Raw genomic sequence first — 18,974 nt, forward strand, 5'->3', positions numbered from 1 at the left:
ATTCCTCCTATTTTTCACTGAAAGATGCTAATTTCTCTGCTATATGCATCAGATCAAAATAAGCATTAAAGTCTATGTAAAATCCATCTTTGGCTTCTTTTGTAACATCAGTTCTTAGATTAATTAACAAATCAGTTAATTCTTGTTTTTCCTCAGAACTCTTTCCCCCGCTTTTCCTTCCCACAATCCTTTTTGTCTCATTATTCATGATGAATCTTAAATCTGTATATTCATCCACACCAAAGTTTTCTCCCCAGCCCGTGAATTCCTCTTCCATTTGAAAAATAACACTTCTTGAAAACTGATGCCTGCATAACGCGGAAATCAGGCTGTAAAAATGATCCTGCATTCTATCGCCTTTTACAAAAACCATTCTTGAACCACTGCCTCTATATAAAACAGAGAAACAGCATCCCCCTTTTCCGTCTTTTCTATAATGTTGTTTTACTTGTTCCATGCTCTCTCTGGACTTTTTCAGAACATATCGAAGCGGCTCCTTGCAGTGCGCAACTATAATACTTTGAGAAAATGTCATTCCTGAATCACACATTTCAGTCCAGTCTGACTCCAGCTTCTTTGTAATATCCTCTATACAAAAAACAGGACAAAAAAAGAGCATGTCATCTCCCCCGGCATAGATCACAGCGTTCTCGTTCTCTGTTACTTTTTTCACCTTTTGGTTAATGAATTCTTTCTCTTTTATGAAAAATTCATTTGCTGCCCGACTTATTTTTTTCTGATAATTATGTAATTCCTCATCCCTCTCCCATCCTTTTTCCCCTGAGATGTACATCCCCATATCATCGATATCAATTCTTACTAGTGCGTAATATAGAGAACCAAAGTTCTCTGTTGATGGAAATGCAATGCGTTTTCCTTCTTTTCTTTTGTTACGGCATTCGTTGCACAAATACTCTTCATCAACTAGAGCGTCAGCTAACCGAATTCCACAAATACTACAAATATGGGATGTCACTTGTTCTTCAGATTCTTGTTTCGGCAAAAATGCGTTCAGCCTATTATTTTTATACGCTTGAAATTTTCGGTACAAAAATTTATATGTCTCCTGATAATTCTCTTTCGTAGAACATACGGTAATAAAACATGGCAGATCTTCAGAACATCTCTCTCCTTCTTTCATCAATACATCCAAAATCTGTTTTTCTACTTCTTCAGAAGTTTTATCTGTCTGTAATTTAGCAATAAAAAAATTCGGAGGATCTCCGACAACACCCTCACCCAGCAATAATTCACAGGATTCAAACTCCTTTTGAATTCTTTTTTTTATCCATAAAATCTGCTTAATGACTCTCTGACTGCTTCCGTAAAGATCTGCAGTCTTTTTGGCACGACTAATGTATTCTTGAACACCGCTGACTGATACCAACAGTAACTTTTCTCCCATAATTACCCCTTTATTAAATACTTAATGTATGTTTGACAATAATTTTCAACAAAATCATTATATTGATCTACCCAAAATTCACTGACAACAGGTATGACTTTTGAATTTCCACCACAATAACAAGATACATTTAATAAGTACTCTTTTGTTCTGGTCCTCTTGCAAATACATCTCTTTAAATCATCAAAAAATTTATCCCTTCCTCTTACTCTTCCAACGTTGATCTTCTTCAAGCATAAATATTGAGTATTCTTCCTATTAAGAGCAATATTTTTCTTTTCATATGAGTACTTTATATATTTTTTATCCGTTATATCAGAAATTAATTGAATCAGTACACTTATTATATCTGTTTCTATTGGTACAATATCGCCATCAATTTCAACAATTTTAAAGGCTCCATACCCCTTCCGGCTTCTTTGTCCGATTCCTCCAAGATAAGAGGTCAGTTTTAAAATTTGCAAGTATTCATCTAATTTCTCAGAGTCATAGGAAAGCAATTCAATTTCAATCGTTTCTCCAACCTTAAAAAAATTTCCAGATCCCCCTTTCCCTAATTTAACAAGTTCTGTTTTTGGTCTATCAAATTTATATTGACGTATGCTGACCGGAGCCTTTCTACCTAAACTTCCAAACAATGCTGATTCTCTACGGTACAACTCTTCTGCGGAATCAAAGCACTGTACAGCTCTCCACCAAAATCTCATGGCAGACTTTAACTCTGTAATACGAAATTCTAATTCCTTATTATTAGCACCATGTGTCCCCATAGCCGTTATTAATTCTAACTTAATTCTTTTTTTCAAGATAGCCATAACCAACCGCCCCTTTTGCCCCAAAATTACATACTTGAATACACTCAAGAAATGCTTTTTCTATATCATCTTTATCCCTATTGTCTTTTCCAATTATCATTTGTATCGTCATATCTTTAATTTCTACTGCATAGAAATTTACCAAATTTGGTTCTTTTAGTGTTGGAAAATCCATGTCTTTTCCGATTTGTGATTGCTGATAATAATTACCATATTGATTAGAAATGATATCCTTTTTTATTGTGTATTGTTCCGGTGTAGCAGTTAAAAATATAATTTGTCCTTCATTTTCTTCATCGCCAAACCAATTTTTGATTTTTGCTTCAGATATGTGCCCATCTTGTTCACAAAAGGAACGGAAGACTCCTTTGATTGCTGTCGCTGGCAGCTCAGGGATACCATATAAAAAATTCATATGAAAATATAAGTCTTTCTTGATTGTTTGACCTGCCCCAATCAGCATTCTGCTTTCTCCAAATCTTTGCAAAGGAAAGTTTAAAGTATGCCATTTCTCTTTTGAATATATTGACTGTATCTTATTTTTTTTATGATGAATATACTCTTTAGGTATATTAGGAGTTCTGACAAACAAACCTTTTTTGGAACTGGTAAAATAATAATGTAGATATGGATTTTGAATATCCAAAAGTTCTTGCTCTGTATGCTCAATTCTAGTCATGTATTCTTTCCCTTTTAGTTGGACATTATATTTTTTATTGGCATTATTGCTTTCAGGATGAACAGAGATCAAGATTGCAGTTTTACATAATTTCATTGTATCTCTCACACACTCAGCATAGCTTCGGTTATCAGAAGGAAATTTACATTGATCTTTGTTCATCCCTTCTTCACCAAACAAATAATGGTATATGAACTGGAAAATATGTCTCTCAGAATCATTTTCTGACCTCTTTGTAAACAAAAACTCCATCGTATAATCCAGTCCAAATTTATAGACATAAGCTGGTATTTTTTTGAGGAGATTTATATCCGAACTACTAAATTCTTTCATGCAGTCCATTATATAAGTCAAACATTCCTTTTCTGATTTCAACTTACTTGCCCCCCTCTGTCTTAGTTGCCACGAAAGAAGTAATTCCCTTTCCTATTGTCGTATCTCCGCCAAGTTGAATCATTCCCTCAACTCTAGGGAATATGTTTGATTCTGCTTCCTTTATTTCTTCCCCCTGTTCCTCCAATATTGTCTTAGCAAAAGAATTTTTATCACAATTCTGCATATCTTCTACAAAATTATATAGTATAGTCTGTTCCGGCAAAAATTCTTCTGTAAACAGTCCGCCATCCTGTACGACTCCGTTATCTCCAATTTTAATTCGGGTAATCACCTCTGTACTGAATTCACAAAAATAGGAAAACATATCATTGCTGACCATGTAAATATCATTTTGTATTTTATTTCTTAGATACTTATCTTTCTCTGAAACGATAAAATCCGAAGGAAATTTTAATTCCTTATTTTCCTGAACTTGAAATTCAAAATCTTCCAGTATTTTTTTATCTCCTGGATCTTCATTTTTACCTATCATAATTATTTTATTATCATCAAGTGTTTCTTCCCATTCTCTGAACTTTTTTGTTAGTTTCTCAAACCTTTTAGATCCATCAATCTCATTTAAAAACCTATTTAATACAAATGGACATGTCACCCATACAAATAACTCTTCTCCACTACTTTTTACAGGTAGAAATAGAATCCTGGCGTCTGTAAAGCAAATCTTTCCTGGTTCTCCCTGATCCGATTCACTATCACTCTCTTTTCCAAAATAGTCTTTATATTCACTGATACTTCTAAAAGTCCCTTTAATACTCGATGCCTCTCCCTTAGGAAACCCAGTGTGCTTTTCTCTTTGTATAGGTAGGTCAACAACCCCTAATTCAGTTCCTGTTCCCATATGTAAAGGTGTTTCATTTCGATAAAATACTAGAAATCTCATAATCAATACTCAGCGTTGTTATAACAGCTGTTTCTCCTTTTTGTTTAATATTTACATTTTCTTTTCATACAAATTTATCTCTACATTACTAAGAATCAAGTTATAATTACCATACCCCATTTTGTTGAACTGACTCTCATCCCCTTTATTAACCAAAGAAAAAGACAGAAATTGTATATTTACAACTTCTGTCTAATTATATCTATGCAAAGCACACTTGTAAGAACAGCTATCTTCAGCTATTCTAATGAATTTACTATTCTTTTTCTTATCCCATTTTGAAGCGAATTGGTCCCCATATCTCTGTAAGACATTCTCATTCATCATATTTATATCTGAATCCCCAAATCCTTAACCATTCTATCTACTATTTTACTACAATCATCCTGATTTCTCAACAAATTCCAAAAAAATTCTTCACCTATATTTTAAAGATAAAATTGTAGAAAATTTATGTAATAGAAAAGAACTTCAGTATGTCTAATGTTTTTGTTTATCTATGTGGCAAAAGATGATCCTTATGCAACTGCAGAATTTCAATACATCTAATGTTTTTATTAATCTTTCGTTGTGCTGCCAAATGCGTTCCCTGGCTCGAATTTCAATACATCTAATGTTTTTATTAATCATTTCTCCCTGAAATATACAAAGGATGGGAAGGAATATTTCAATACATCTAATGTTTTTATTAATCCAGTTCCAAAAGAGCGTCTCAGGGCGCAGAGGCTAATTTCAATACATCTAATGTTTTTATTAATCAAGGAAGACGCTGAGGAGGCCGTGAACGATGCCAATTTCAATACATCTAATGTTTTTATTAATCAGTTAAGAAAGATATAAATAAAACAATGTGCAAGGCATTTCAATACATCTAATGTTTTTATTAATCCGTTTGATACGTTTGAATTGCTATCTTTTGATTATAATTTCAATACATCTAATGTTTTTATTAATCCTTTCCTTGTCAGAGAGGAGCCAACGGATTGAATATTTCAATACATCTAATGTTTTTATTAATCATAAATGTAGATGGCCTTGAGTATCAAATATTGGAATTTCAATACATCTAATGTTTTTATTAATCTATTATCGGTAATCCGACCAATAAACATCATATCATTTTAATACATCTAATGTTTTTATTAATCGTGATCGCCTGGCTGGCCGGAGAACAGTGGGTCAAATTTCAATACATCTAATGTTTTTATTAATCGGAAAAACAGCTCTTTGAACGGCAGATAGGAGGAATTTCAATACATCTAATGTTTTTATTAATCCAACGCTTTTAAGCCATTTCTATTTTTCATGATACTCTATAAACCCTTATTTTTCAACGTTTTTTAGATATTTTCCCAACCTCCGCTCTATAATTTCAATTTCCTTCCATAACTTCTCCTAACCCGCATAAAACCGAGCTTTCTTCCATTTCTAATAAAAACAAGGTTGGGAAAACGCCTTCCTTTTTGTGAAATTAAACTCAATCTCAAGACTTAATTTACAGTATCTTCAGCAGGACGATCCACTGATCTCCCCATATATTATGAGTTATTCACCACTATTTCCGTCGTGCTTTTGAAATGCGCTCCTCCAATAGCGGTAAATAACTTTCGAAAAGCGGCACCTTTTTTGACAGCGGGCCTTCTCCAACGGACATTACGTCCATTTTCCATATGATTGGAGTGAGGCATTCTAAGGGCCGAACGAAAATCATGTGGAAAATGTCATACCTTATCGCGCAAAGCGCGTCCACCCGAAGAGTATAAAACACGGTGTGCCCTGTGGGTATACCTTATCGCGCGAAGCGCACCCACCCGAAGGGTATAAAATACGGTGTGCCCTGTGGGTATGAGTTATTCACCACTATTTCCGTCGCGCTTTTGAAATGCGCTCCTCCAATAGTGGTAAATAACTTTCGAAAAGCGGCACCCTTTTTTCAGAGGACCTTCTCCAACAGACATTACGTCCATTTTCCACATGATTGGAGTGAGGCATTCTAAGAGCCGAACAGAAATCATGTGGAAGATGTCACAGTATTAAACTTTCTCCCACATTATCTTCCGGATTCCCCAGGATCTCCTCCCCAAACACATTATCATTCATCAGTTTGATAATACAGACAAAGTCCTCATCTTCATCCAGCACTTTTTTAAGATCATTTCTGAGCCTGATCAGCTTAGATGGAGACATTTCTCCCCGAAACACAGATTTTTGAAAATGGGTCAGATACTTTTTACAGATTTTAAATACCTTTTGAACACGCTTTTCATTTACGTCATAAAAGACGAAAGCATAATTATAATTCATTTTCTTTTTCATCTACATCTTCTCCTTCAGGCAGAACGGATGGAATTCTTTATCCTCTAATATAAACTTGATGAGCTTATAACAGTCCAATTTCAGGGCAGTTCGATACGTCACCTTTCGTTTTAATTTCGGATGCTGGAATGCAGTTTCCATTCGCTTCTCAAATGCTTCAATGAATATTTTTCTTCCATCTTCATTTAAGAGACAGTAGTTTACTCTCTTATCAAAATGCTTCTCTACTTTCAGCTGTTTTCGATTTACCAGGTCAAAAATCGTCCGATATACAATCACAGGTTTGAACACTTCACACATATCAAGGCTCAGTGAAAACCTTCCTTCTGACGGCTCATGCAGGAAGCTGATTCTCTGATCCAGATGTGTCCGGTAAATCGCCGAGATTGTCTTCGTATATAAAAGAGTATTTCCAAAAGAAATCAAAGCATTGATAGGATTGTCCGGCGGACGTTTCACCCTTTTGTTCATAACAAAGTCCTCCAGAAGAAAACTTTTAAAATCCTGATAAAATCTCTGCCATGCTTCTCCTTCCGCCGACATCAGCTGTTTAATATCTGATGCTGCATTTACCTGTTTGATGAATTCATTTCCAAGCCAATCAATCGTTGTCTTTACTTCGTCATTATCGTGCTTATAATAATGATATAAAACCTCCCTGATATTTTCTCCGATTCCGCATGCAATGGCCCTTGCAATTTCTATCCGCTTCGTCTGGTGAGCCTCTGCCTGTTTCATTAAGAGCCTGCCGCTCATATATTGGGGTCTCGGATAAAATGTACCGCTGTATCCCTCATAGTAGTTAAAGAAATGTACAACCACATGATTTTGTGATAAAAAGTCTAAAAGTTTTGAATTCATTGAAACCTCATTAAGGCAATAAATTTCTTTTGTATTTTCAATGGGTATGTAAATATTCTTTCCGTCTTTTCTGAAACACAAGGAATTATCTTTTCGTGTTAATTCTCCCATCGATGTAATATATTTCGTACTTCCCATACCTTCTCCTCCTACTCGATATAACAGTACTCATAGTACGCACATTTTTTGCACTTTGGCTTTCCTAATACTTCAGGAACTTGGTCACTTTCCAGCAATGATCGGATTTGTTCCTCATACAGCCTCAATTCTTCTTCCAATTCCGGAGTCAGTTCTACGACTTTAACTTTCTTGTCTTTTTTGTTTTTCTCTGCAAATTCAAGTTTTCCTTTTCTGATAATTCCGTTTCTCTTCAGCACTTTTAAATAATATAAAATCTGCCACCTTGCCGCTTCCGGGTCCGCATCAGACTTTTTGATCTCTGTCAGATATTCCTTCGTCAAACGGTCCAGCTTAATATTTTCAAGCGCCAGTTCTGTATTTTTTCCCTGCTCTGCTTTCTGCTCATGAATCGCCTTTCCGATCTTAACCTCCTCGCTGTTATCCTCTAGGTTCATTCGATTTCCAAACAAGTAGCACTGCCGTTTACAGTGAAAATAATAATTGATTAACGTACCATTGATCTCCATATGATTCCTCCATCCTACAAAAAATCTGGTGTCCCGTCCTTTCCTTCCAACAGTATTTTATTGAGCCTTCCATTCTGGAAATATTTCTCTCCATCCTCGATCATATAAAGCTCTCCGATTTTGTCACTATACATTAGGACTGTTCTCTGGATGGTATAAGTAAAGTAATTCATCTTACTCCTGACTTCTGAAAGTTTATATTTTTTCTCGGAATAATCCATTTTCTGATCCATCAAAAGTTTTTTGTACTTGTTCCAGATCTCCTTTCCGTCAACCACAGTCCCATCTTCCTCCTCCACCTTCCGGCAAAGATAAACCGACATACTCCACATGTCATCCTGGATCAGCTGCATTCTTTTTTCGATTTCAGGATGATCTAACAGCCCAAGTTTTGTCGCAAAGAAAGCTTCAATTCCGTGATCTCCCGTACTTTCCATGAATGTTTGTTTCAACACCTCTAAAACAGACTTGTAATATTTCTGAAAATCCTTTTCTGAAAGAATCGTTCTCATCTCTTCATTGGCCAAAGTATACTCCAGATTCTCAATTCTGGCATCTCCATCCCGGTAGATATGCCGAGGATCATCCATTTCAAAGAAGTATACGACTGCACCTTTCTTTTTGCAGGACCTGTTGATTCTCCCCATAAACTGTTCCTCACTGTCCAGCTTGGACCAGTTTTTATATCCAATATCCATGTCAATATCCGCGCCGGCCTCGATCACCTGGGTTGACACCAAAATCATGCCCTGCTTTCCTGCAGTATCAATCTTTTTCAGCACCTGCTTTCTCTCCAGAATACTCTGATCTCCTGTGAGCAGTTCCGTCGGAAGTTCCAGCCGTCCATCCTCCTGAAGCATTTGAAAAAATGTATACGCAGATTCTTTTTTTATGAATTCTACCAGGATCTTTTTCTTAAGATTCTGCTGCTTTAAAACATGGTCCAGCAGATCTTCCATGGTAAATTCTTTCTTCATAAGACTGTAATCTGCATGTACTCTGTTTTTAAAAACCGGATGGGAATAGAATTTTTCTCTGTTCCTGATCAGAGGCACGGCATTTTCAAGTCCCGGAGATAACACATCCAGGTTGGGCAGTGTAGCGGACATTATAATAATTTTCATATTAAGAAATGAGGCGAATTCTTTTAAAAACAAAATAATCTCTGTCCAGATACTGTTTCGGTAACTCTGGATTTCATCTAATACAAGAACGCTGTTTGCCAGCTGATGAAATCCAAAGGTACTTTCTTTTCTTCTTCCAAACATCGTGTCAAACAGACTGACATGAGTCGTCAAGATCATCGGATAATTTAAAAACTGGCGGTTCAGCAGTGCTTCCTGATAATATTGAAGCTCATCGGTTTTTCGTTTGGCCCGGTCCATTGGAATCGGCTTCATGGAGTTTACCACTGCGATGTCCTCCATAACCTTTGATCCCCCAAATATTTTTTCCATGGACTCAAGATTTTGTTCAATCAAAGTATTAAATGGATACACATAAAATATCTTTCCGATACCAGGGTTCTGTTTCATAAGCTGAAAGCTTAAGTTGACAGCCAAATTCGACTTCCCGCTTCCGGTCGGCGCTTCAACGAAAAAAACGTTCTGATCCATATGTTTTTTTAATTCCTGCTCAGCATCCAAAAAAAGCTCCGTCCGCATTATATTCATATTCTCTTCTTTCCGCAGATCCTTTTCTTTCAAATACTTTTCCTGCTCGTATTTACGGATTCCGTGATAAAGTTCTGTCCCATAATATTGTCTGCAGAACTCATCCATATGCTCCATTCCGCCAAAATGTCTGATCTGCACTCCACTCATATATTCTGATGCAGCATAATGGTCACTGGCGACCAGCAGAGAATAAGCCAGCCGTTCATACGCGTAAAAAAGAATCTGCCTGGTCCGGCTTTTTCGATCGCGCGCTGCTTTTTTTAAATTTCTTGCGGCTTTTCCAAGTCTTTGTCTTTTAAGCGAACACTGAAACGGCTTTTTATAAAAATTAAGATGGTCTTGATCTTCCAGCATTTCAATCAAATGATAGATATCTTCATCTTCAAAACTTTTAAGATATTTTTCAAATGTGTCTAGATCGCTGTGGTGTTTTGCTATCAAATAAGAATTCAGAAATAAGAACTCTTTCAGCTGCTTCTTATCATTCTTGTCAAGCTCCCATACTTTCCCCATAAAATATTCAAAGTAAAGAGCAGCCGAAATTAAAGAGTGATGGCTATTAGAAAAAATCTTTTTAGCCTCCGGCATTTCATGACCCATCTTTTCCTTCTGAAAATAAGGATTTACTTTTCCGAAATCATGAAAGGTCACAATACCAAACATCATGCTCCTGAAAAGATTCTTTGCTTCCCAGCTGAGCTGATCAAAGTATTTTTCTTCAAACACCTCCATACAGTGTCCCAGATTCTTTTCCTCAAAAATCTTCAGAAAATAAGCTTCTGCCAGGTTGGTGTGCTCTTTTAATGTTTCTTTTTTCCTGTCGTCTTTCTTTGGCTTGTGAGCAAAATACCGCTCCGGTTGTTTGATCAGATCCTCTATTTTTACAACGTCTTTATCAAAATACATATCTGTTCCCCCCTATAATGTAAAAATCCGCCGGAAAGAATCCTGCATATAGGCAGAATTCTCTCCGACGGCATTTTAATAAAATACAATGATATTTTTCCCTGCCCGGTATAAGGGCAGTTCACACTCTTTTACATATTGGTTCGTATAGACAAACGGCTCTGTGACATAAAGATTTGTGAAAGGGTTCAATGCATATGGCAGTCCTTCCTCATACTTATAGAAATCCTCTTCCTCATCGTCATCTTCATCCAAATATGCAAATGTAACTTTTCCTTTTGGCAGCAGACAATCCAGCTGTCTGCCTTCCGGCGAAACTTCCTCTGCCTCTATGATATCAGGATTTAAAAGATCCGCAGGGTGATCATTCTTCCCAAGATAAGGAGAATAAACACAGCACCTGTCCATTAAAGCTTCAGAAAGTTTACGGCTCTCCTCACCATCCAGAAGAATAAAAATATCCCACTCCGGTGATTCCAGCCATTGCTCTTTTATGATCAGATTGCCGCCCTGCTCTCTGGAAGCATACCCGACGGAATTATTAAAGTATTGGATTTTTTTCGGAATCCAGCCTTTCTCATTCTTTGGCACAATGGAAAATCTGCAGTCTTTGAGACGTTCATAAAACTCCGGGAAACCTGGTCCTTCCGCAGAATCCTTTTTCCGCTTTTCTGTTTTTATGGATTCATAGCCTGAATAGCCAAGTATGGCTCCAAAGATTCCGAGAAGAACAACTTTATGAATCTGGCCATAAGTAAAATAGTAATAACTGTTCACATCCGGCTTTTTGAAAAAAGCAGTCCTTCCTTTCAGAGTAACCTTGCATACTTCCATTGGCTACACCTCTTTTTGTGTAATAATATTATAGTATTTTGCTCCCTTGATTTCACATTCTAATTTGGTTGTATATGGATTATAGTAAATTTCTACACTCTTGATTTTGTCAGCAAGTGCATCTAAAAATTCTGTATCTTTAAATGCAATCACATTTTTGTCTTCACCCTTTGTGAAGGTGATGTATTCAGAAAGATTTGGTAAATATAAATCCGGCTCTGTCTCCACAAACAGAGCAAACTCATTTTCGCAGCCTTCTTTTGCGTTGGTGGCAAAAGCAGTTGCTGAAACTAACGCTGTGCGCTTGAAATTCTCATAGTCTTCTTCTGTGTATCCGTCAGTCACACCCAGCTGTACAAACTCTTTATATGCCAGAGGATTCACCACAAACGGATAGAAATAATGAGCCTCATTGCTGACGATTTTTGTTCCGAGTGTAGAGTTTTTCGCTTCTTCCTTCTTATCATCTTTTGATCCGTCCCTGAAAGGAGACAAGATCTGCTGTTCCTCCGGGCTTGTCCCCTCATATTTATTGAATCCCTGCCCAAACTGAACGGCTCCAGTGATGGATATATTGTTTTTTTCTTCGGCAAATGTTGCTCCAAAGTTTTTTACATCTACTGCCTGAAACAAATTTTCGATTACTTCCTTCGTGTCATTACATTTTTTCAGATCTTCTATGTCATATAAATGTTCGTAACGCTCTTTCAGGGAATTTGGAACCAATGTCACTTCGCCCTTTTTCCCCTCGGAAAATTTCATAGATTTGATATAAAGAACCTTTTTTCCTTCATTGTCCCACATTTTTTTCATTGGATATTTCAGTGCCTTATCACTGCCAAAGGTTGTTCCGTCCTGCGTAGTTTTGGGATACCCGGTAAAATCCGCATTCCAGTTGGCCATGATTGAAGAAATCCCCAAAACCCCATATACTCTTTTATCCATTTACTTATCCTCCTTTGGTACATAAATCAAACTGCTGTGTAAATACCCTGCGATCATCAAATCCTTCTCAATATCCCCTTTCAGCTCATATTCTGTTATCATGCAGTAAAGGTTATTAAAACGTCTGCTTGATACTCCAATATCATAATTATATTTCAAGAAAAACTGTACCAGTTTCTTTTTTAAGACTGCATCTGTTTTTGCATTTATAAACGGATTTGCCAATGCATGTGTCTTCTTTTTTCCTTTATTTAATGAAATATAATACTGCACCAGCTGTCCGACTGCAAAGAAATATTCATCAGCTGACTGTATCTCCGGTGTTTCCTCTGCATCCAGTTTTGCCTTTAGATCGGTCACTATCTGATTTATTTTATTCTCCATCGTATTTTCTCCTTTATCCGAAAAATATTCCAACAGTGAGTGGCGCAAATTAAAGCAGTCCATGGCCTTAAAAATGTAACCTTCTTTCAACGCTCCCAATACTAAATCTAAAGATACGTTTCCCAGAACTTTTGCTGCCTGCACCTCTTCATCTTTGTACAGCCAGTCAAAAACAGCTTCTCTGGAAATGATGAGATTCCGCTTGATATATCCATCGTTCATTCCCAGTTTATCCTGCGGAGTAAAATAATTGCCCTTAAGAAATTTAGAAAAGAAAACTGCGTCCAGCAGACTCTGTATCTTCTCTTTCGTATAATAAGCGCCATATTCCGTTCCTTCTTTATGCTCTTTCGGAGTATAGGAAAGGGCATTTCGATATACGAATGGTTTTTTCACAGAAGGATGATAACATGGAACAATATCGCTGCTGTGGATTTCTACTTCTTTTCCTTTTTGAATCCGAAGATAATATCCCTTAAAGTCACGGTCAATGATTTCATTGTTTTTGAACGCACATATCGTCCTTTCATCCGTATCTATATATACATTGGATTTACCCGCCATGGCATAGTTCATCAGATGATCAAAAAACTGTTTCTGAAGAAGGACTTCTTCTTTGTTCAGCAGAAACGGCACCTCAATTTTCTTCGTTCGGCTGGACAGAAAAGGTTTTTTTGCGTTCATTCCGAGATTGTTATTCGGCAGTCCGTATACTTCGCCTTCCACCTCCAGATTATAATCATTGCTGTTATAAATATTCGGCACCAGATATCTGTCATTTTCCCGTTGATACTGCTCCATCGGCGCTTCAAAAAATATTTTCAGATAATCTTTTTTGGATAGATCCACATCCAGATGAAAGATATTCTCTTTTATCCACATGCGGATCTTTTCTGCGATATCCTTTGGAACACATCCGATTTCTTCTTCCAGCATTTGATAAATCTTTAATGTCTGTCCCTTATATTTAAGCTCCGGATAAATGACTGCATCGAAGTAACGGTCAATAGCTTCCGTGTTCAGTTTTCCATTTTGAAAACTCTCTTTCTTTACAAAAAATGAAAGATAACTATTGGAATGAATGATCTTTTTATTGTCCTGCGGTTTATTCATATCGATCAGCCTGCTGTAATAGTCATACTGGCAGATTTGAGTGAAATAACGGTTGGTGCGGTTTATCTGGCCGCTTTTTTTATCCAGCTCAAGCTCCACAGGCTCACATAAGCTTCCGTCCTCCTTCACAATCAGATAGGTTCCGTTGGCCGGTATGTAAGAGTCGAACAGCAGATTTCTGTTTTGCTGTAATTGTTCCCTGAATATTTCCGTACACTCTCTAAGCAAAATGCCACCTCCTACATCCACCTGTAATTTACAAAACCAGCCCCCCGCGCATTGATTTCTCCCAGTCCTGTTCCCAGCGTCATATAGCTTAATTCCTGTGACAATTCATTATCTGCTACCTTTAACGCGATTTTATCTCCTAAAAGTTTTATTTTCTTATAGGATACAGTGATCGGCGTTCTGTTTTTGACCTCGATCATACGAATGAATTCAAAATCTTCATTGATCTTTGTATCACAGAACGCATTATATTTTTTAACAAGGTTTACAGTCAGTCTTTTCTCATATTCCTGTAAAGAAAAAACACCCCTCCAGTAGCGTTCTGCTTTCACAATCACCGGAGAGATAGAATAAATCGTATCAATAATTTTATTTTCTTTGGGGATAATTTTGATTTCGCAGGTTAATGCCTGCATCTCATCGGATCGCTCATGAATTAATTTTTCGGAAAATACTTTTGCAAGCTGTGGATCAATGGTGCGGATTGTTATGACATACACCTTATCCTTTTTATAAATTTTGTCCTTTTCCAATGGATATGGATTTCCGAAAGAATAATTCTTAAATTGATTCGTCTCATGAAATTTCAGAAGTGCTTCGTCTCTGCTCAGACAAATGTCAATTAGTGCGGCTGTCTTCTTTTGAACTGCTTCTACCGGTATATCTTCTAACAGATATACTTTTAGCCGAATTTCAAAAACTTTCAAATCCACTGCCCCACCCCTTTCTTTTGTATGCACCCTCGTATCGTATACATGCTGATAGTACCTATCGTAACGATTGCCCTGGAGGGAATGATTCATTAGTAGCTTTTATACACAAACCACTCTATTGTTCTATTTTACTATATTTTTCAAAATAATACAACATTTCATAGTACTTTCAAACAATTCAAATTAAGATAAGCAATCTATTATTCATTTTATTTTTATTTATCTGTGGACGTCCTTTGACAAAAGAGGAGGTAAGTGTATTTCAATACAACTCTTGTTTTTGTTTATCGGAATCAAGTATTATTGGAGGTGTAGTAATTCATCAATTTCAATACAACTCTTGTTTTTGTGTATCGGTGCCGCAATTTATGTGCACGACCGAAATTCATGTGATTTCAATACAACTCTTGTTTTTGTTTATCAGGGAGAATGTACTGGCTGGGGGCGTTTGATAATAAATTTCAATACAACTCTTGTTTTTGTTTATCTTTACAAGATCTTTTGCAAGATCTTCTAAAAACCCATTTCAATACAACTCTTGTTTTTGTTTATCGTGATCGCTGGATAGTTATCACTGCAGACTAGTGTAATTTCAATACAACTCTTGTTTTTATTTATCAGGGCGTATCATGACAGAATGGAATGGAAAAGCAGTATTTCAATACAACTCTTGTTTTTATTTATCCAACGTATTTAAGCCATTCTTCAATTTCCATTATATCTCTAAACCTAGATATATTCAACGTTTTCCAGCTTTTTTCCCAACCGGCCGTCCATTTTCAAAACTAATCCTAAAAATCCTCTGCAACCCCTGTAAAATCAACGTTTTGGACCACTTTTTAAATTTAGCCGGTTGGGAAAACATCGTTATTTTCGGTCAAAATATGGCGCTTTTCCCGCCGCAGCCAATGGAATTCCAAGGATTATCTTCACTTCCGGTCCCAGCATCCCCAAGGATAGTGCTCCTTTTCCAACAGAAAACATGATCCGGTTGTCCACATGGTTTAAGGATGCCACACTAACTGCCGATCCCAGTGCGATTCCCAGATCCACCGGATCAAATACACAGACGCTTTGGTTCTCCCTGCAGCCCTGGCAGTTTGTCTGATTACACCAACCACAGCACTCATTCAGCCCTCTTTGCTGATAAGTCACCCCAATCAAAACCACCGCCTGGCTTTTGCGGAGATTATCTGCATCTCTCACATAGAAATCCTGACCTTGTTCTTTTCCAAGACGCTCTGTCTCATCGGCAAGATTCTTCAGATCCTTCCCTGTCACTACCGCAGTGTGGATAAAATCCAGTCCTCTTGCTTTCGGTGCGGTTCTGGCAGCCGTACACATCTGTCTGGCTGTCTGAAGCACACCTTCCATTTCCAGTTCTTTTTCTTCATAAATCATCTCATCAACCTCCTGACTGATTAAACTATGACATTTTCCACATGATTTCCGTTCGGCTCTTAGAATGCATCACTCCAATCATGTGGAAAATGGACGTAATGTCTGTTGGAGAAGGGCCTCTGTCAAAAAAGGTGCCACTTTTCGAAAGTTATTTACCGCTATTGGAGGAGCGCATTTCAAAAGCGCGACGGAAATAGTGGTGAATAACTCATTCTTTTATAGCCCATCTCATCTTTGTCGACCGTGCCCGGCTGTTCATCCTGCATTCTTCTGCCGACGGACGGATCACATCGGTTGATATCTCCTGATAGACACCCTCCCGCAGCAGACGCTTAAACGATTTTTTAACCAGCCTGTCTTCCCCGGAGTGAAAGGTCAAGATGGCTGCCCGGCCGCCTTTTGCCAGTACATTGGGCAGTTTTTCTAAAAATTCATACAGGACTTCAAACTCACTGTTTACGTCAATGCGCAAAGCCTGGAATGTTCTCTGGCACGTTTTCTTCACAGCTTCCTTCTTCTCATGCTCCGGCAGAAATTCCAGAGCCTCTTCGATCACTTCCCGGAGTTTTGTAGTCGTATCGATGGCTGTTCCCTTTTTTATCTTAGAGACAACGGCACGGGCGATCACGTCAGCATGAGGCTCATCAGAATTTTCCATCAGCATCCCCTGTAACTCCTGTCTTGTGATGGTTCTGAGCCTTTCCGCGGCAGAGACTCCTTTTTCGGGGTTTAGGCGCAGATCCAGCGGCCCCTCTGTCTTATAAGAAAACCCTCTGTCCGGATTGTCAATCTGCATGGATGAGACCCCTAAATCTGCCAGAACAAAGTCAAACGGTCCTGCTTCTTCCGCTATTTTGTCGATATCCGCAAAATTCATCTGCCGGATCGTTAAAATTTCCGGCCCATATCCGAGCTTTTCAAGACGTTTTCTTGTTTTCTCAAGTTCTATGGCATCCACATCCAGAGCATACAAATGTCCTTTTGAGTCAAGACATTTCAACATCTCCTGCGTATGACCTCCATATCCCAGAGTCGCATCCAGACCGGTCTGTCCCGGTTTAATCTGAAGGAACTCAAGGATTTCTTTTACGCAGATAGAAATATGCATGCCGGCAGGCGTACTGCCTTTTTGAATGACTTTTGCAACCGTATCCGGATATTGGTCCGGATGAAGTTCCTTATACTTTTCTTTATAATTTCTGGGATGGGTCCCGCTGTACCGGATACGTCTCTTGTGCTTTTGTTTTTCTTCCTGATTATCCATGATTACCTCTTTCTCTTTTTGCTTCCTATTCTTTTCTAATGTTATCATATTTCTTAAATCTAGGAAACACACATCAGAAGTGACTCTGGTTATATTTTTATCACACCGGCATATAGTAAAAGAAAAAGGATTTTTTAAATGGCAGACAAAGGAAACTTAAAAATTCAAGTAAACTCTACCATTGGATATGTTCCGGTGCGGAATGCTACTATATCTATCTCCTATACCGGAGAATCCGATCAGGTTCTCGAGGAAGTAACCACTGATCAGAACGGACAGACCGAAGAGGTAGCACTTGATGCTCCGCCGGTGGAATACAGCCTTTCCCCGAGTGAAAATCAGCCATACTCAGAATATAATCTGCATGTGACGGCGCCCGACTATGAGCCGGTAACGATCTCGGGAGCTCAGATTCTGGCAGATACAAATGGTCTCCAAAATGTTTCCATGGTTCCCCTGGAAACTGCATCTACAACACTCGATAATATAGTTATAGGCCCTCATACTCTCTGGGGGGATTATCCTCCTAAAATTGCAGAAGATGAGATCAAGCCAGTCAATGAATCCGGTGAGATCGTACTTAGCCGGGTAGTGATTCCCGAATTCGTCATTGTCCACGACGGAGCTATTACTGACCAGACTGCCCAAAACTATTATGTGCGCTATAAAGACTACATTAAGAATGTGGCTGCCTGTGAAGTTTACTCAACATGGCCTCGTTCGACCCTGGAAGCCAACATTTTGGCAATCATGTCCTTTACTCTCAACAGAGTTTACACTGAGTGGTACAGAAACAAAGGACACGACTTTACGATTACTTCCTCCACTGCATATGATCATAAGTGGATCAATGGAAAGACAACATATGATTCCATCAATACGATTGTAGATGAAATCTTTGCCAGCTATCTGTCCCGGCCGAACGTACGCCAGCCGATCCTGACACAATACTGTGACGGCAAACGGGTAAGCTGTCCGGAGTGGATGACACAGTGGGGATCTAAATATCTGGGAGATCAGGGATATACTCCTATCGAAATCCTCAGATATTACTATGGAGAAAGTATGTATATCAATACCGCGGAGCAGATTTCAGGCATTCCTTCCTCCTGGCCGGGTTATGATCTGACCATAGGCTCCACCGGTGATAAAGTCCGTCAGATGCAGGAACAATTAAACCGGATTGCGAAGGACTATCCTTCTATCCCTACGATACCGGTGGACGGCACATACGGACAGCAGACGGCCGATGCGGTAAGAGTATTCCAAAATGTATTCGGCCTTGGGCAGACCGGAGTCGTAGATTATCCGACCTGGTATAAAATCAGCGAGATTTATGTGGCTGTAAGCCGGATTGCGGAACTTAACCCTTGAGTTTTTTCTCACTATTTCCGTCACGCTTTAAAATGCGTTCCTCCAATAGTGATAAAAAACAATCGCTGGCTGGCTCCTTTTGTTCAAAGGACACTTATCCGGCAAAAATAACATCCATTCATAAAGGCGGTGGATTT

General features: G+C 38.2%; 15 protein-coding genes and 2 CRISPR repeat arrays. Of the genes, 1 reads left to right on the plus strand and 14 read right to left on the minus strand.

All coding sequences use genetic code 11. The features are described 5' to 3' along the window. Positions 1 to 7: 7 nt before the first annotated feature. The 14 genes from cas10 to rsmH all read right to left on the minus strand — a co-directional run bounded on the left by cas10 (position 8) and on the right by rsmH (position 17,463). On the minus strand, positions 8 to 1,405 hold the full coding sequence (gene cas10, locus ANCC_RS12820) for a type III-B CRISPR-associated protein Cas10/Cmr2 (protein WP_006565545.1): 1,398 nt from the start codon (positions 1,403 to 1,405) through the stop codon (positions 8 to 10). Positions 1,406 to 1,407: 2 nt separating this feature from the next. Next, entirely contained in the window at positions 1,408 to 2,220 is an 813-nt protein-coding gene (cmr1, locus tag ANCC_RS12825; protein ID WP_006565546.1) for a type III-B CRISPR module RAMP protein Cmr1, read from the minus strand. Further along, complete coding sequence (locus ANCC_RS12830) at positions 2,195 to 3,274, minus strand: RAMP superfamily CRISPR-associated protein (protein WP_050754268.1); 1,080 nt, start codon at positions 3,272 to 3,274, stop codon at positions 2,195 to 2,197. The genes cmr1 and ANCC_RS12830 overlap by 26 nt, the downstream gene beginning before the upstream one ends. A 1-nt stretch (position 3,275) precedes the next feature. Further along, positions 3,276 to 4,175: a type III-B CRISPR module RAMP protein Cmr4 gene (cmr4, locus tag ANCC_RS12835; RefSeq protein ID WP_083774627.1), complete on the minus strand. Its 900-nt coding sequence runs from the start codon at positions 4,173 to 4,175 to the stop codon at positions 3,276 to 3,278. 468 nt (positions 4,176 to 4,643) lie between these two features. Beyond that, positions 4,644 to 5,452: direct repeats of the CRISPR family, unit length 30 nt; unit sequence ATTTCAATACATCTAATGTTTTTATTAATC. A 748-nt stretch (positions 5,453 to 6,200) separates the two neighbouring features. Beyond that, positions 6,201 to 6,491 (minus strand): CRISPR-associated endonuclease Cas2, encoded by a 291-nt coding sequence (gene cas2, locus ANCC_RS12840; protein ID WP_006565550.1) that lies wholly within the window; start codon positions 6,489 to 6,491, stop codon positions 6,201 to 6,203. Further along, positions 6,492 to 7,490 (minus strand): type I-B CRISPR-associated endonuclease Cas1b, encoded by a 999-nt coding sequence (gene cas1b / locus ANCC_RS12845; RefSeq protein WP_006565551.1) that lies wholly within the window; start codon positions 7,488 to 7,490, stop codon positions 6,492 to 6,494. 11 nt (positions 7,491 to 7,501) lie between these two features. Next, positions 7,502 to 7,999, minus strand: a complete 498-nt coding sequence (gene cas4, locus ANCC_RS12850) for a CRISPR-associated protein Cas4 (RefSeq protein WP_039946107.1) — start codon at positions 7,997 to 7,999, stop codon at positions 7,502 to 7,504. A gap of 14 nt (positions 8,000 to 8,013) precedes the next feature. Continuing rightward, positions 8,014 to 10,581 carry a CRISPR-associated helicase/endonuclease Cas3 gene (locus ANCC_RS12855; RefSeq protein ID WP_006565553.1) on the minus strand — a complete coding sequence of 856 codons (2,568 nt, stop codon included), beginning with the start codon at positions 10,579 to 10,581 and terminating at the stop codon, positions 8,014 to 8,016. Positions 10,582 to 10,656: 75 nt separating this feature from the next. Next, entirely contained in the window at positions 10,657 to 11,415 is a 759-nt protein-coding gene (gene cas5b, locus ANCC_RS12860) for a type I-B CRISPR-associated protein Cas5b (RefSeq protein ID WP_006565554.1), read from the minus strand. A gap of 3 nt (positions 11,416 to 11,418) precedes the next feature. Beyond that, on the minus strand, positions 11,419 to 12,360 hold the full coding sequence (locus ANCC_RS12865) for a type I CRISPR-associated protein Cas7 (protein ID WP_006565555.1): 942 nt from the start codon (positions 12,358 to 12,360) through the stop codon (positions 11,419 to 11,421). Then, positions 12,361 to 14,085 (minus strand): CRISPR-associated protein, encoded by a 1,725-nt coding sequence (locus ANCC_RS12870; protein WP_233458295.1) that lies wholly within the window; start codon positions 14,083 to 14,085, stop codon positions 12,361 to 12,363. It abuts the gene before it with no gap. A gap of 11 nt (positions 14,086 to 14,096) precedes the next feature. Then, on the minus strand, positions 14,097 to 14,798 hold the full coding sequence (cas6, locus tag ANCC_RS12875) for a CRISPR-associated endoribonuclease Cas6 (protein WP_009290817.1): 702 nt from the start codon (positions 14,796 to 14,798) through the stop codon (positions 14,097 to 14,099). A gap of 259 nt (positions 14,799 to 15,057) precedes the next feature. Continuing rightward, positions 15,058 to 15,478: a CRISPR direct-repeat array (repeat unit 25 nt; unit sequence ATTTCAATACAACTCTTGTTTTTGT). Positions 15,479 to 15,665: 187 nt separating this feature from the next. Beyond that, complete coding sequence (locus ANCC_RS12880) at positions 15,666 to 16,199, minus strand: ferredoxin domain-containing protein (protein ID WP_006565559.1); 534 nt, start codon at positions 16,197 to 16,199, stop codon at positions 15,666 to 15,668. Between the two features lie 208 nt (positions 16,200 to 16,407). Further along, on the minus strand, positions 16,408 to 17,463 hold the full coding sequence (gene rsmH / locus ANCC_RS12885) for a 16S rRNA (cytosine(1402)-N(4))-methyltransferase RsmH (protein WP_039946115.1): 1,056 nt from the start codon (positions 17,461 to 17,463) through the stop codon (positions 16,408 to 16,410). Positions 17,464 to 17,601: 138 nt separating this feature from the next. Here rsmH and ANCC_RS12890 point away from each other — a divergent pair, with 138 nt between their 5' ends. Then, complete coding sequence (locus ANCC_RS12890) at positions 17,602 to 18,837, plus strand: peptidoglycan-binding domain-containing protein (protein ID WP_006565561.1); 1,236 nt, start codon at positions 17,602 to 17,604, stop codon at positions 18,835 to 18,837. Positions 18,838 to 18,974 lie beyond the last annotated feature (137 nt).

Source organism: Anaerostipes caccae L1-92, assembly GCF_014467075.1.
In the GTDB taxonomy this organism is placed as follows: domain Bacteria; phylum Bacillota; class Clostridia; order Lachnospirales; family Lachnospiraceae; genus Anaerostipes; species Anaerostipes caccae.

Bases quoted from the DNA above. Each gene is read 5' to 3' on its own strand.
- cmr1 (WP_006565546.1), bottom strand. From the start codon at position 2,220: ATGGCTATCTTGAAAAAAAGAATTAAGTTAGAATTAATAACGGCTATG.
- cmr4 (WP_083774627.1), bottom strand. From the start codon at position 4,175: ATGAGATTTCTAGTATTTTATCGAAATGAAACACCTTTACATATGGGA.
- cas4 (WP_039946107.1), bottom strand. From the start codon at position 7,999: ATGGAGATCAATGGTACGTTAATCAATTATTATTTTCACTGTAAACGG.
- rsmH (WP_039946115.1), bottom strand. From the start codon at position 17,463: ATGGATAATCAGGAAGAAAAACAAAAGCACAAGAGACGTATCCGGTAC.
- cas5b (WP_006565554.1), bottom strand. From the start codon at position 11,415: ATGGAAGTATGCAAGGTTACTCTGAAAGGAAGGACTGCTTTTTTCAAA.
- ANCC_RS12880 (WP_006565559.1), bottom strand. From the start codon at position 16,199: ATGATTTATGAAGAAAAAGAACTGGAAATGGAAGGTGTGCTTCAGACA.
- cas10 (WP_006565545.1), bottom strand. From the start codon at position 1,405: ATGGGAGAAAAGTTACTGTTGGTATCAGTCAGCGGTGTTCAAGAATAC.
- cas2 (WP_006565550.1), bottom strand. From the start codon at position 6,491: ATGAAAAAGAAAATGAATTATAATTATGCTTTCGTCTTTTATGACGTA.
- ANCC_RS12890 (WP_006565561.1), top strand. From the start codon at position 17,602: ATGGCAGACAAAGGAAACTTAAAAATTCAAGTAAACTCTACCATTGGA.
- ANCC_RS12855 (WP_006565553.1), bottom strand. From the start codon at position 10,581: ATGTATTTTGATAAAGACGTTGTAAAAATAGAGGATCTGATCAAACAA.
- ANCC_RS12865 (WP_006565555.1), bottom strand. From the start codon at position 12,360: ATGGATAAAAGAGTATATGGGGTTTTGGGGATTTCTTCAATCATGGCC.
- cas1b (WP_006565551.1), bottom strand. From the start codon at position 7,490: ATGGGAAGTACGAAATATATTACATCGATGGGAGAATTAACACGAAAA.